The following is a 14546-nucleotide window of genomic DNA, read 5'->3' as shown; positions in this document are numbered from 1 at the left end:
ACGCAAGCCTTTTTAAGAAAAATATCGAACCACAATGCAAGTTTTTGAGTTTCTTTACACATTGATAACATAACAGGGACGCACTCCTTATTAATATATAAGCGGGCAAGTTTGTGAGTTGATGAGTTGGTGAGCTGATGAATTTGTAAGTTTGTGGGTTTGCGCGTTGATGAGCCGAAGAACTGATAAGTTTGTAAGTTAATGAATTTGTGAGTCGTAAGAGCGTGAGGCCGTAGGCGCACTAGCAGAAGTAGCCTTGAATTTTAATGTTTCGATAATATAGAGAGGAGTTTACCATCTTGGTATTGTACACCCCAGACAAACGCCCCTCTCACATACGAAGCAGTTCACAAAGATGCGTTGTAATCTGAAATTACGCCCCATTCGCCTGTGCCAAAATATGGCTGTTGCTAAAAGAGGCGACCAAGCACAAGTCATTCAAAGCATTCGCTACAAGCTGAAAGACCAGTTACTAACGCCATCTCACCTCTGCCTTTCCACGATGCCGCGCCACAAGCCGTGAGCAGCAAGCCCTGCAACCGCTCGCGCTGGCTGCAGTAAGCGTACACGCTTTCCGCGCCATTGCCATGCATGCTTATACGGCACAATTGTCTTTTGTCTAGTTTTCAGCAAGAAATTTAACATTATGAGTGCCCTTTTTGTCCACCAATCGCTCACCCTACCGCAAAAAATCGATTCTCGCGAAGGTTTGTTTCGATGCAAAAAGGGGTTAGCCAGTGAATGCGGCAAAATGAATATTAATTCCAAAAGGCCGCCATTAACACCCCTTTTGGGGCTATTTGGGGCAAAATATAGTGCAATTTGCTGCTAAATGGCGTGCAATATGCCGCAAAACGCAGTGCGTTTTGGTGCAAAATGCAGTGTATTTTGGTGCTAAACGCAAGGTAAAATGGTGCTAAACGCAGTGCAAAAAGGTGCTAAACGCAAGATGAAAAGAATAAATATACGTCGCAATTGTATAAACAAAACCTTTTAGAGCCATGAAAAACATGTCCGAAAAGGGCAAAATAGTCGTTAAAAAGTAGGTTTTTAGGGACTAAAAGCAGAAAAATGGGCTTGAAAAATCATCAGCCTTCACCCAAACTAGAAAGGCAAAATGGTGCAAAATGCAGCTTCTGGGCGTAAAAATTGACAACGCCAAAGGTGCGAAAGGGTATAAAAAGCGGTTTTTTACCAACTTTTCAGCCTGAATTTTCGCTAGAACGGAGCGAAAATTAGAGCAACATTGTAAAATAAAAGACAACAATTTAAGTTTTTGAGTTAATGAGTTAATGAGTTTTTGAACTGATGAGTTTTTGTGCTGATGAGTTCGTGTGCTGATGATTTTGTGAGTTGATGAGTTTTTGAGTTGATGAGTTCGTGAGTTGGGGGGGGGTGATGTCATCGGGAGTTGTTGGGCTTTCGTTTGTTTATAAGCCAGTGAGTTGACTTGTCCTGCACCTCTCTCAATTTATAGAAATATTAAAAGCCGAGACCACTTCATAATATAGAAACCTCAGTAAAGCTTTCGTAGACTATTGAACAAATAGCATCCCTGGACTGTTAAGGATTCTGAGATTTAGAAGTTCAGAGCTGGCAATCTGTTAAGCATTCCTATTTGTTGTTTCATCTAAGTCTTGCCAACCTCTAATACATACTTTCCACCAACCAACCATAATTAACCCCTCTACAATCTCAATCAAACGCAAAATGAAACGACACGCTTATATTCCAAAGGCAGCATACCATGTCTTAATATTTTACAACAAGAAACCTGCGTTTAGTAAACGAAAGCAAAATATCAAGCCTAACTCATATATAGTGTGAAAACTTTATACACATTCTTTTTCACATCCTTTTTTTTTAATACATTTGCAAAACAAAGAGGGAATGATTAGCAAAAATCCCTTATTATAATGGTCTTTGAATAAACATATTGACAGGATATACACTTTTCGAAAAAGAGAGTTATTTGTAAGATATACGAAACATAAATAAAGTTAGGTCGGCCTTTACACAGTAAGTACCATCATCAAAGCTCCCTATTTCCATTAACTACACATTTTATTCAACTTGTGTTTTATGGAACAAAAAGTTAGTTCACTGCTTAAAATGTAAATACGCACCATCTGCCAACAGCGGAAGTGCGTATAAGACCACCTCTCATTGTTAGTAATGGTATTTAGTTTATAAAGAGAATTAAAAGAGTTATTTTTATGATGAAGTTTTATTCTTTGGTATTATCAGCACTATGTGCTTGTGTCCCTACGGTATTAAAGGCTCAGGGACAAAATCCACACTCCCACGAGTGGAATGGAAATTCAATAGTTTCGGTGGCGAATTCAACCAACGAAGACATCAAAACCGCTTATCTCTACAATGTTGGCACAGGCCAATATCTCAATGCAGGCAGCTATTGGGGTACCGTTGTAGTAGGTTACGGTGTAGGCATGCCCATCAACATCACCAAGTCGCCAACCTCCGGCAAATACCGCATGCAAGGGCCACAAGCAACGACAGAGGGGCGCAACATTGCCTTTGGTCGCAGAAAAGACACGCCGGGCTACACCGACCCTATCAACTACAATCATGTTTATGTAGACAGAGGCGTAGATTACGACCTTTCGAAAACACCGAACCCATACACCACCGAGGCACACCACATCAACGGCATCCTCGACTGGGAGTTTGTTGAGACACACTCGGGTAGTAAAACGTACAAGATACGTTTCTACAACGACGAACACAACCAAGGCTATGGCGGAACTCGCTATCTTCAAATGAAAAGCGTTGGACACAGCAACACCTCTCCCCTAGCCTACCCTGCAACGGAAAGCAACAGCGACAAGTCGTGCTTATGGAAAATCGTAACCAAAGCCGACCTTAAAGCAGCATTTAAGGAACAATACGCAACAGACGAGGCACCTGCCAACGCAACGTTCCTTATTTACGACCAAAACTTTATCCGTGGCGACAAGGATGTGGAGAAATGGCACGCCAGCAACGGGCTTACATGGGCTTATGCCAATGCGCAAGCCTACCTTTTCAATCCCGCCAACGCCAACTACACTTACTACGTTGGCAACGGTGCCATATCCAGCAACTATTACATGGCCAACTACGCGGGCTATTCCACAGCCAACGTTAGAAACTTAGGCAACAACGGAAAGGCCAACGGAAAGGTTACGCAACAAGTAGTAACCCTGAAAAAGGGTTGGTATCGCGTTTCTTGTAACGGCTTTTACAACGCCATATCGGGCAGCCAACTAAAATCCAAGCTGTTCGCAAAGGTACAAGGCACAACGGATGCTTTCTCTAACGTGTCCACCAGCCTAAATGTCTTTGCTCACGAATTCTGTTATACACTCGCCGACCTAATGCACGCCTACGATGCATCAGACCTTGCCCAAAAGCACATCAGTCCATATTCAAGGGCTGCTATGGAGTTCGAAAAAGGGTCGTACAACAACACGGTGCTGGTATTTGTACCCACCGACGGAGCCAAACTGGACATCGGTATTGAGATAACAGGCTCAACACGTCAACGCGACTGGACCTGCTGGGATAACTTCCGCCTTGAATATTGCGGTACGCAAGACCTTGTTCTCGACGAGGCGCAAACAAGCATCCTTTATCTTGCCAAGCAAGTTCAACCCCACAAGGCGGCCACACTGATATTAAAGCGCACAATGCAAAAAGACGAATGGAACAGCATAGTTCTCCCCATATCGCTTACCGCCGCCCAAGTGAAAGCCACATTCGGCGAAACGGCCAGGCTATCAGCATACCCACATCAGTCGCCTACACTGAGCACCCGCATCGACTTCACAAAGGTATCGTTAGATAACGATAACGCCATCGCCATCGAAGCCAATAAGCTATACTTGCTGCGTCCCACAAAAGAACCAACCGTGCCTCCCACAGCCGCCCCATATCGCAAATTGGTAAAAGATGTGGGATGGGTTGAAGTACAAGCTCCCTATTACATTATCAACAACGTTACACTCGACACCAATCCGCAAACCTTGCCCAATTACTCAAACGGCATTCTGCGCGATCCTTCCACTCCATCAACCACAACCGACGAACGACTACAATTCTGCGCATCGCTCTACAACCAAACAGCGAAAGTAGTTCCTGCCCACTCGTATGTTCTTGGAAAGAGTGCCAAGTCTAACAACAAGTGGCTATGGCATTTCACACAAAACCCAATGCCGGTCAAAGGGTTCCGTGGTTGGATTGCCACAGGTTCAAACACCCAATCTAAGGCATTCAACTTCTTTGTTGATGGCGAAGAGATTGGCAGCACGTTCGACAACACAACGGACGTAACGAACACCTTGGTGCAGCCCAACAGCGACTTGTTTGCCGTCCCCAGCAACATCTACTCCGTAGACGGAAAGCTGGTGCGGCCAAATGCCACCTCTATCGAAGGATTGCCAAAAGGCATCTATATTGTAAACCATAAGAAGATAATCGTAAAATAAACTTAGGGAGTATGAAAAAGCAAGTTTACACAAAGCCAAACTGCATCGCAGTATATTTTGATCTCAACGAACTACTACGTGCACCGGGTGCATCGCGTTTCGACAACGACGGCGATGGCGACAGCGACCCAGGCCCCATTGTACCAGGCGACCCGGACGAGATTGGCGCCAAACCAGGCTTTGGTTGGGGGTGGGACGAAGAGGAATACATGTAACCCGCCCTTCCGAACTTTACCTGTGATAACAAATTAGACCGTTTTTCCTTACATAAGCAACGCATCCCCACACAAGGGGTTATGCTCCTCCCATCCGCAATGCTCAACATCGGGCGTTGCGGATGTTTTTCTTTTAAAAAGGCTGACAATATTCAATAGGCACTTCTAAACTTATAAACACCCATAATCCTCGTTTTTATACCTGAATAATGAGATTGCATACAACATCACTCTTGTTATCCATATAAGAATAAACGTTATTCAAATCGTTATTTGCAACAAGCCAGCCACGAAGTGGTAGCTTAGCACAAGAACCGTTGATTTGTTCTTTGTTTTATTCAAAATGGAACTTGTCTTGCTCTAACCCTCCTACATTTGCTAACTCGCTCGTTTGTTTAGCCGCTCACTTCTTCACTAAAATGCCTCTTAATCTATTCGTTTATTAACCAATAAACTTGTCAATTTCTCTAATAATATCGCCCATAGGTGTTGTAAAGACAACAGAAAGTTTGTAACTTTGGCCCGACAAAACTAGTGTTTCGGTTTATTCGGGCGAGCGATGGTGGGCAAATGGCTTATCTTGTTGAGTGAGAAACGCCCCTTGCTAACTCATTAACTTGTGAACTAGTCAACGCGTTAACAGATAAACTTGTTAACTGGTCTTCTCGTCAACTGGTTAACTGGTCAACCCGTCAACTTGTCAACTAACCAACGCCCTTTGTCAACTAAAAACACCATTTCTAACTAACAACATGTAATTATGAAGAGACAAATTGAATTATCAGTATTGTGGGTAGTCCTTGTTTTAGGATTTCTTGCCCATACTTTGGCGGATGTAATGCCTGCATTTTGGGGCGAGAGCATCGTGGCAATGCCTACTTCCACCCATTTGCGCGAACTTATTGCCCTTATGATGGGAATTTGTTACACGCTGCCCGTACTCGCAATCTTTCTCGTTTTATGGGGAAAACACAAGGCTTGGCGCGTGATACACTCCATCTTGGCTTGCCTTTTCGCTTTGTTCTGCCTACTTCACATGCTCGAATGGCTCGACCAATTCAATCCTGTGCAACTTACCATCATGCCCTTAATGGCCATTGTTGGCATTATCTTGGCCGTAAAATCCATTAAGTATGTTCGCGAGAAACCTTGTGTTGAGAGCAAGGCAGACGACAATGAGGAGGAAGAAGACGAGAATGTGGACAATGAGGAAGAAACCGAGGAAGAAGAAAATAAGGAAGAAGTAAGCGAAGAAGTAAGCGAGGAGAAAGAAAAGGAGGCTGAATAAGTGGATGAGTAAATAAGTTGACGAGTTGACAGGTTGACGAGTTAACAGGTTGACAAGTTAACAGGTTGACAAGTTAACAAGTTTATGAGTAGACAAGCTTACGAGTTAACGAGTCGATGAGTTAACGAGTTGGTGAGTTGATGAGTTGATGAGTTTACGAGATAACGGGTTGGTGAGACAACATATTTACGAGCTGACGAGTTGGAAGGCGCACCCATCTTAGTTAACTGGTCAATTGGTCAACTTGTTAACTCGTCAACTTGTCAACTCCTCCACTCCTCCAACCTTTTTCGCCCTCCTAATACAGCAACAGCATCCCTGCAACGGCAGCATAGCCAATCATGCGTATGGGGTTAATCTTTAAGAACTTCGTTCCTGCAAATGTAGCAGCGAAAAGGAAGAGGCTAATGCCAAACTGCCAGGGGTTGATGGTGGGCGAACTGAAATTCTCTTCTGTCATTAAAAGCAGGGCAGCAGCGGCAAGCAAGCCCACAACGGCAGGGCGCAGGCCGGCGAACATGTTCTGAACAACGGGCGTGTCCATATATTTCATAAGTGTCTTACAGATAAGTATCATTAGGATAAGCGACGGCAACACCAACGCAAAGGTGGCTGTGGCACTGCCCAGCATGGCCATCCACGTGTTAAACCCAGCGTTATGGGTGGCCGTATATCCGCAATAGGTGGCCGCATTGATGCCGATGGGGCCCGGGGTCATTTGCGAAATGGCGACGATATTGGTAAATTCGGCCGACGAAAGCCATTGATGATGGATAACCGTCTCGGTTTGTATGAGCGACAACATGCCGTAACCGCCACCGAAACCAAATAGTCCGATGAGGAAAAACGTATAGAAAAGCTCGATGAAAATCATGTGATGGTTTTATTTGTTGTTGGCTGAATACCTGTATGTGTAGGTGCTTGCGGCGCAAATGACGCTGTTTTTGCACCGCAACTGTTCTAATTCTCGTTGTGCGAACCCTCTGTGGGCTTGATAAACTGACCATAGAGGAAACCGCAAAGGGCTGCACCGATGATGATGTAGATGGGGTTGACACCCATAGCCCATATAAGCAAGGCGCAAACAACGGGTATCCAAAGGGTGCTTAACGTGATGTGGGCACTCTTGGCCAAGGTGAATGTGGGGGCAGCAATGAGTGCCACCACGGCCGGACGTATGCCACGGAACGCTGCTGCCACCACGCTGTTGTCTTGAAACTGATGAAAAAACATCGCGATTAGCAGGATAATGAGAAACGAAGGCAGGGCTGTGCCGACGCAAGTGCATAGTGCGCCGCGTAACTTACGCATCTTGTAGCCGATGAAGATGCTGACGTTGACGGCGAAAACACCTGGACAACTCTGCGCTATGGCAATAAGATCGAGAAACTCTTCTTTCTCTATCCACTTATTCTTGTCCACCACTTCGGCCTCGATAATGGGTATCATGGCGTAACCGCCGCCCAAAGTGAACATCCCTACCTTAAAGAATGTGCGAAAACTGTTCCAATATATCGACATGTTGTTGATGAAATAAAGCCTCACCCCCAGCCCCTCTCCTGAAGGAACGGGGGTGATGTGCCTTGTTAAAGGTGAAAAGGTGAAAGGGTGAAAAGGTGAAAGGGTGAAAGGGTGAAAAGATGGCTGCGTCGTTTAAAGGTGCCTAGCGGTTTGTAGATTTCGGAAAAGTCAGACTGGTCCGACAAGTCCGACTGGTCCGATTAGGCTGACACCATCTATAAACACAAACGATAAAGCATTTGGCTTAACTCCTTAACTCCATAACTCCTTAACTCCTTAACTTAACTCCCCTTATGCTTTCAACTTCTTTTCCACCCATTTCCTTGCGTTCACGAAGGCCTCAATCCAGGGCGTAACCTCGTCAGATTGACGTCTGCGCGGATAGTAGGCGTTCTGCCAAGGGAAGATGGAGCGTTCCAAATGGGGCATCATGGCCAAGTGCCTGCCGTCTGACGAGCAGATGCCTGCCACATTATAGTCCGACCCGTTGGGGTTGCCGGGGTATTCGGCATAGTTGTATTTGGCAACGATGTTGTATTTGTCTTCAGATTCGGGCATATAGAACCTACCCTCACCGTGAGCAACCCATATACCCAGCTTACTACCACTGAGCGAGTGCAGCATAACGCTGTTGTTCTGCGGAATGGTTAGTCCCACGAACGAACTTTCGAACTTACGCGACGTGTTGTGGGTAAGATGCGAGCGGTGGTCGTGTTCGGGATTGATGAGGTTTAGCTCAGCCATAAGCTGACAGCCGTTGCAGATACCCAGCGAAAGCGTGTCGGGACGTGCGTAGAACTTGTCGAGTGCCTCTTTGGCCTTGGGGTTATAGAGAAATGCGCCTGCCCAACCCTTGGCCGAACCAAGCACGTCAGAGTTTGAGAACCCGCCGCAGAACACAATCATGTTCACCTCTTCCAGCGTTTCGCGCCCCGAAATAAGGTCGGTCATGGCCACATCCTTCACGTCAAATCCCGCCAGATAGAGGGCATAAGCCATTTCGCGCTCACCGTTAGTACCCTTTTCGCGGATAATGGCAGCCTTAACACCCGACGGCTCGCGGCGGTCGGCACTGATGCCATAGCCACTTAGCTTGCCAGTAAAGTCGTCGTTGAATTTCAGTTCAATGGGTTGTTTCTTATAATTAAGCCACCTTTTCTTGGCCATGCCGTTGTGGCTCTGCATCGTGTCGAGGCGATAAGAGGTGCGATACCATGTTTCGCGCAACGAGTCGATGTCGAAAACATACTCGTTTTCTCCCTTCTTTACAACCAACGTGCGACTGTTTGGCACCGAATAGCCAATCTTGGTGTAGCCGATACCCTCGCCTTCGAGATATGTGCGCAGGTCGTTTCGATGGTCGTCGCTTACCTGTATCACCACGCCGGGGTTCTCTGCAAAGAGATTTTTCACCACATCGTCGCCCGCCAGGTCGTGTAAGTTAAGGTGCATGCCGCCCTTTCGGTTGGCAAAAGCCATTTCTAGCAACGTGGTTATCAGTCCGCCAGCCGAAATGTCGTGGCCAGCCAATATCCATCCGCGCCTAACCAGTTCTTGAATGGCATTGAAACAGTCGGCGAAATATTCGGGATTGGCAACCGTTGGCACGTCGTCGCCCACGAAACCAAGGCTTTGTGCGAAGGCACTTCCGCCCAAACGCTGTCCATCGAACGAGAAGTCGATGTAGTAGAGCGACGAGTTTTTGTCGTTAACAAGTACCGGCGAAACCACCTTACGCACATCCGACACCTCGGCACCACTGCTAACGATAACCGTTCCGGGCGCGATAACCTTTTGGCTGTTGGGATATTGTTGGGTCATTGAAAGCGAATCCTTGCCCGTTGGCACGTTAATGCCCAGTGTACAGCAGAAGTCGCTCAGTGCCTCAACCGCTTTATAAAGGCGTGCATCTTCTCCTGCCTGCGACCTACAAGGCCACATCCAGTTGGCCGAAAGGCTTACACCGCCCAATCCGTGGGCTAATGGTGCCCAAACAAGGTTGGTTAACGACTCGCTAACGGCCAAAACCGAGCCTTTCTCGGCCGATGCCAAGGCGGCTTGCGGTGCATGTCCGATGGCGGTTGCTATGCCAGCGCGTCCGCGATAGTCGAGTGCCACCACGCCGCAGTCGCTCAAAGGCAGTTGAATTTCGCCTTGTGTCTGCTGGCGAGCCACCTTACCCGTCACCGAACGGTCTGCTTTGTTGGTGAGCCAGTCTTTACAAGCCACGGCTTCGAGTTGCAAAACGCGCTCAATGTGCGCCGTAAGTGCCTCTTCGCCCAACTTGTTTTTATCGGCCTCGCTGCCTATTGGTTCATATTCAACATTCTGATAGTGGCGTTCAACGGTGTTGTCTACCATTACTGTCTTGGGCGAATGGCCAAACATCTGCGCCACATCCAAATCGAAAGGCTTAGTGCCGTCGGCTTGTTTGAAGGCGAAGTGGGCATCGCCCGTTGTCTCGCCCACCACATAGAGCGGTGCTCGTTCGCGTTGGGCAATCTGCCTTACGCGTTCGATATGTTGCTCGTCGATAAGTAGGCCCATTCGTTCTTGGCTCTCGTTGGCGATAATCTCTTTGGCCGAGAGTGTTTTGTCGCCAATGGGCAGTTGGTCCATGTTAATTTCTCCGCCACATTCTTCCACCAGTTCGCTCAGACAATTCAAGTGACCTGCCGACCCGTGGTCGTGTATTGACACAACGGGGTTGTCGTCGCTTTCAACCAATGCGCGCACAAGATTATAGGCGCGCTTTTGCATTTCGGGGTTAGCGCGTTGTATGGCGTTAAGCTCAATACCGTTAGAATAACGGCCCGTATCTACCGACGAAACCGAACCGCCGCCCAATCCGATGCGATAGTTGTCGCCACCAACCACAACCACCTTGTTGCCTTTTTGTGGTTCGCCCTTCAAGCAATCGCGCTTTGTGCCGTAGCCCACACCGCCTGCCAACATGATAACCTTGTCGTAAGCATAGAAAGGTTCGTTGGCAGAGTTGTCTGTTTCGGCTTTCTCTTGATGCTCGAAGGTGAGTACAGAACCCGTGATAAGCGGTTGTCCGAACTTATTGCCAAAGTCGGACGCGCCGTTAGAGGCTTTGATGAGTATCTGTTCGGGCGATTGGTAGAGCCATTCGCGTACGGGAAGTAGCTTTTCCCAATCGCGGCCGCCTTCAAAGCGGGGGTAAGCCGTCATGTAAACGGCCGTACCAGCAATGGGCCACGAGCCTACGCCGCCACCCATACGGTCGCGAATTTCGCCTCCAGTGCCCGTTGCAGCCCCATTAAAGGGTTCTACGGTGGTGGGGAAATTGTGTGTTTCGGCTTTCAACGAGATAACGCTCTCGATGTCCTTCACCTCGAAAAAGTCGGCTTTCGATTGGTCTTTGGGTGCGAATTGCTCCACCACCGGCCCTTGTGCAAAGGCAACATTGTCTTTATAAGCCGAGAGAATGTTGCCTGGGTTTTCGGCCGTGGTGCGCTTAATCATGGCAAAGAGCGACGATTCTTTCTCTTCGCCGTCGATAACAAACGTTCCGCCGAATATCTTGTGGCGGCAATGTTCTGAGTTGATTTGGGCAAACCCGAATATTTCAGAGTCGGTTAGCGGTCGGCCCAATTGCTTTTCGATGTCGTGCAGGTAAGCCATCTCGTCCTTAGAGAGTGCCAACCCCTCCTTTTCGTTATATTCTTCCAGGTTGTCCACGTGCCTTACGGGTTCTGGTTGCCTGTCAACGCAGAACACTTCTTGGCCAATGCCCTCGTACATACGTTGCAGCATGGGGTCGTGGTCGGCGTTTCGGCTGGCCACGGGGAAGAATTCCTCAATACGCGAAATGCCGTTAAGATTCATGTTTTGGGTAATCTCAACGGCATTTGTGCTCCAAGGTGTCACCATTTCGCGGCGCGGCCCCACGTAAAAACCTTCCAGTTCTTGGGTGTCCATCAGCGTTGCGTCGCCATAAAGCCAGGCTAGCTTAGCCATTTCGTCGTCGTTTAGTTGGTGGTTCACCTCTGTGGCAATCACCGTTTCTTTCTGCGTCTTGAAAAAGAGAATCATCGTTGTTTCCTTTATTTTTGGGATGGTTATGTGAATACACTTACTTTTCTGCCTGTTAACCTGCGTTTGGGTTGGCTTGGGTTGGTGTGCAGTGGGGGGAGTGTGATGCGAAAAGCCAACCTACTGCCATACCTTTGGCTTGCAGTTGTTTACCTAAGCTTTGCGCTTGCCCTTTGCATTCCTCTTGCAAAGTTAGCGTTTTTGCCTTATATATAAGGTGTGGGCGGTGTTGTTTTTTCAGTTATTTAGTATTAATCCTCACTTTTGTGCGTTTATCGTCTAGTGTTTGCGCCCTTGCGCCATGCTTGCATGGCGTGGCGCAAGGGTGTGGTGCAAGGCTGTTTTGCGACTATATTACCCCGTTTTGCGTTTGCTTAGCACAAGGATAAGCACCGAAGTGATGATGAGCACAAAGCCAATGACGATGGGCAGGGTGAGCGGTTCGCCGAAAAGGAGTATGCCCACGCACATGGCCGTCATGGGTTCGAAGGCGCCGAGCACGGCTGCCAGGGTGCTGCTTATCTGCTTTAAGGCCACGATAAGCGTTACGTTGCTAACGGCTGTGGGCACAAGACCCAGCAAAAAGAGGTTGACGAGCTGACTGCGCGTGTCTATTGGGTCGATGCGCCCTCGTGTAAAGGTGGCGTAGAGCGTGAGAATGAGCATCGCGAAGAAGAATATGTAGAACGTTAGTTTCAGCGATGGCATTTGCCTGATGCGCATTCGGGGGAAGACCACCATGTAAACGGCATAGAGAAAGCCTGAAAGCAGAAGTAGGAAAAGGCCCGTTAGCCCCTCCATGCTGCCGTTGCCGTCGAGTATCCCCGAAAGAAAAAACACGCCTGCAACGGCTATGCCGATGGCAACGGCTGTGGTAAGCGACAGCCGTTCGTGCAGAAACAGCACCGAAAGGAGCAATGTCCACACGGGGTAAGAGAAGAGCAAGGTGGTGGCGATGCCGCTAGCCATGTAGTTATAGCCTTCGATAAGCGCGATAGACGACACGGCATACATTGCAGAGAGCAACAAAATGCGCAGGAAATCGCCAAAGGCAAGCCTCATGCGCGTGCGGTGGAACATCAGCATACCCAGCATGGCCAGGCAACCGAAGGCGTAGCGGTATATCAAAACAGAAGTGGAGTGCATGCCCGTGGCAAGCACGGGGATGGCGAAAAGGGGGATTAGCCCGAACGTAATGCCCGAAATGCTGGCATTGAGGAAACCTTTAACTGTGGTTGACATCGAAAGAGAAGTTGTGGGGTAATTGCGTAACGGCGTGCCTTGGCGCTTTGTTTTAAGTGTGCAGACCCTGCACCCAAGTGAGAACGCTTATTTCTTAACCCCTAAGTGTAAATGTATATCCTGATGAATGTTGACTGAATGTTAAGGCGGATTCTAAAAATTACCTTTGCTGTATTTTTAGCTTTTAGCTGAGCAGGTTTTGCTTACTTACTTGAAGGAGCAAAGTGAACTATGCTTTCTGAAAGAGAAAGCAAAAGATGCCAGATAAAATCGAAACGACTGCGTAGAGCAATACAAGGAACAACAGTTGAACCTTTGCGGGGAATATTTAGAACATGCCTGAATGTAAAACCTGCCCCAAGGCCGTTGTGTGGGCGTTGGGGCAGGTGTGGGTATGTTGCATAGAAGAAGTTTTATTTTCCTTCTTCGGGTGCTTTGTCGATAAGATCCATAAACTGGTCCAGTTTCGGCGTGATAATGATTTGTGTGCGGCGATTGCGTTGTTTGCCCACTTCGGTGCCATTGGTGGCAACGGGATTAAACTCGCCACGTCCGCCAGCGGTAAGGCGTTTGGGGTTAACGCCATAGCGTGTTTGCAGATATTGTACCACGCTCGATGCGCGCAAACAACTTAGGTCCCAGTTGTTGCGAATATTTTCACGCGTTATTGGCACGTTGTCGGTGTTTCCTTCCACCAGCACGTCGTAGTCTTGATAGTCCATAATTATCTTGGCTATCTTGCTAAGCGTTTCGGCTGCGCGGTCGTTTATTTCGTAGCTGCCGCTCTTATACAGCATATTGTCGGCCAATGAGATGTAAACCACGCCTTTAAGCACGCGTACGTCTACCTCTTTCAACTCTTCGCGGCTGAGCGAACGCGTAAGGTTGTTGGTGAGCACCATGTTAAGCGAGTCGCTTTTGCTCTTCACCTCAACCAAGTGGCGTATGTATTGGTTGCTCTCGTTAATCTGGTCTACCAGTTTAGAAATGTTCACGTTATTGGCCGAACTGTTGTTGAGGCTCTTGTCTAGCGAGCCTTGCAGTGCGGCGTAGTCGCGTTTTTGCTGTGCCAGCTGTTCTTCCAGCGATGTAACCCTGGCCTGACTGGCGGCAAGTTGTTCGCGAGTTGAACGATAGCTTTCGTTCAATTCCCTGTTTTCTCTTTGGCAATTGTCCAAGTCTTTCTTGCTAGCACAGCTCGAAACAACGACCACACTGGCCAATAGCACAAGCTGAACGATGTTCTTCTTTTTCATATCTCTCCTTAAATGTTGATTTATTATCCTGTGTCTTTGCGGCACTTTGTGTGTACAAAGTTACGAATATACTTTACATTAACCTTAAAATGCGTGCCCGTTTTTGGTATTATTAACGGCAGAGAAAGAGGGAGGGGTAAAAAATGGTCACGAATAAATGGTTTTAGAGATTACATCCTGGCCTGCGTTTGGGGCTTAATTCGTACACAGAGGTGCAGAGGACGGAGAGTTTTTCTGCATACAAGCAGGCGGAGAAGACATGGTACTTAGGACATGCGGCGAAAGCGTACACGGAGAAAGAACACCTTACAAGTTGTGCAAGTGCGTTCCAAATTCAAGTTCTTATTGACCATAAGCCAATTCGAGATAAGCATCAATCGATTCGCGGTAGTTGGCGTAATGATTGATGCCTATCCCAAACTGGTGTAATACTTTAAATTCGAAACATGAAATCAAAAAAGAAACTTAGTGTTACGGA

General features: G+C 47.6%; 8 protein-coding genes. 3 read left to right on the top strand and 5 right to left on the bottom strand.

The window, feature by feature from the left end; genetic code table 11:
* Positions 1–2216: 2216 nt before the first annotated feature.
* The 3 genes from HMPREF0670_RS12585 to HMPREF0670_RS12575 all read left to right on the top strand — a co-directional run bounded on the left by HMPREF0670_RS12585 (position 2217) and on the right by HMPREF0670_RS12575 (position 5990).
* Positions 2217–4487, top strand: coding sequence for a hypothetical protein (locus HMPREF0670_RS12585; protein WP_009231537.1), 2271 nt, complete (start codon positions 2217–2219; stop codon positions 4485–4487).
* Positions 4488–4498: 11 nt separating this feature from the next.
* Positions 4499–4702: a hypothetical protein gene (locus HMPREF0670_RS12580; RefSeq protein WP_009231536.1), complete on the top strand. Its 204-nt coding sequence runs from the start codon at positions 4499–4501 to the stop codon at positions 4700–4702.
* A 760-nt stretch (positions 4703–5462) separates the two neighbouring features.
* The gene (locus tag HMPREF0670_RS12575; RefSeq protein ID WP_009231535.1) at positions 5463–5990 is read left to right on the top strand and encodes a hypothetical protein; all 528 of its coding nucleotides are present in this window, start codon (positions 5463–5465) and stop codon (positions 5988–5990) included.
* 298 nt (positions 5991–6288) lie between these two features.
* On the opposite strand, the gene HMPREF0670_RS12570 is transcribed toward HMPREF0670_RS12575, so the two are convergent.
* The 5 genes from HMPREF0670_RS12570 to HMPREF0670_RS12550 all read right to left on the bottom strand — a co-directional run bounded on the left by HMPREF0670_RS12570 (position 6289) and on the right by HMPREF0670_RS12550 (position 14068).
* Positions 6289–6864 (bottom strand): chromate transporter, encoded by a 576-nt coding sequence (locus HMPREF0670_RS12570; RefSeq protein WP_009231534.1) that lies wholly within the window; start codon positions 6862–6864, stop codon positions 6289–6291.
* Between the two features lie 86 nt (positions 6865–6950).
* On the bottom strand, positions 6951–7511 hold the full coding sequence (locus HMPREF0670_RS12565) for a chromate transporter (protein ID WP_009231533.1): 561 nt from the start codon (positions 7509–7511) through the stop codon (positions 6951–6953).
* A gap of 291 nt (positions 7512–7802) precedes the next feature.
* Complete coding sequence (gene purL, locus HMPREF0670_RS12560) at positions 7803–11570, bottom strand: phosphoribosylformylglycinamidine synthase (protein WP_009231532.1); 3768 nt, start codon at positions 11568–11570, stop codon at positions 7803–7805.
* A 354-nt stretch (positions 11571–11924) separates the two neighbouring features.
* Entirely contained in the window at positions 11925–12812 is an 888-nt protein-coding gene (locus HMPREF0670_RS12555; protein ID WP_009231530.1) for a DMT family transporter, read from the bottom strand.
* A 413-nt stretch (positions 12813–13225) separates the two neighbouring features.
* A complete protein-coding gene (locus HMPREF0670_RS12550) occupies positions 13226–14068 on the bottom strand; it encodes a flagellar motor protein MotB (protein ID WP_044078274.1) in 843 nt (280 codons plus the stop codon).
* Positions 14069–14546: the final 478 nt, after the last annotated feature.

It is taken from the genome of Prevotella sp. oral taxon 317 str. F0108, assembly GCF_000162415.1.
Classification (GTDB): Bacteria; Bacteroidota; Bacteroidia; order Bacteroidales; family Bacteroidaceae; genus Prevotella; species Prevotella conceptionensis.
This window is presented reverse-complemented; position numbering and strand designations above follow the sequence as displayed.